At 54.9% G+C, this 477-nt stretch carries 1 protein-coding gene; it reads right to left on the bottom strand.

Features of this window, described 5'->3' with window-relative positions; translation table 11 throughout:
• Positions 1 to 477: IS66 family transposase (locus AAC147_RS01635; RefSeq protein WP_047685016.1), on the bottom strand; the 477-nt coding region annotated here is incomplete at both ends.

Genomic DNA, 477 nt, shown 5'->3' with positions numbered 1-477 from the left:
GCAACAGGTCGTGCAGGGGATCACCAGATTGGCGTCTGGGGAGTTCCTTAAAAATATGCCGGAAGTAAAAAGACGGATTGATGTCATTGGCCCGGCAGGTCATCACCAGGCTGTATAAGTTCGCACTGGCAAAGGCGCCGTCTGCGGAGGTGGAAAAAATCCAATTCTTGCGCCCCGTGGTGAACGGACGGATATCCCGCTCCGTGACATTATTGTCTATGCTGATATGCCCGTCTTCCAGATAAACCAACAGTTTCGGCCACTGGTTCAGGGTATAGCTGATCGCCGAGCCGATAGCACTTTTCGGCAACATCGTCCGGCTCGACTCCGTCAGCCAGTCATGGAAGTCTTTCAGTACCGGGGTCGCTTTTTCCTGCCGTAACCGCTGTCGTTCATCGGGATTGAGTAACCGGGCCTCCCGTTCAATGGCGTACAGCCGGGCAAAAAATGTCAGCCCCTGCTCGGCACGTCCGGCTT

It is taken from the genome of Xenorhabdus sp. NBAII XenSa04 (assembly GCF_963866145.1).
Classification (GTDB): Bacteria; Pseudomonadota; Gammaproteobacteria; order Enterobacterales; family Enterobacteriaceae; genus Xenorhabdus; species Xenorhabdus indica.
This window is presented reverse-complemented; position numbering and strand designations above follow the sequence as displayed.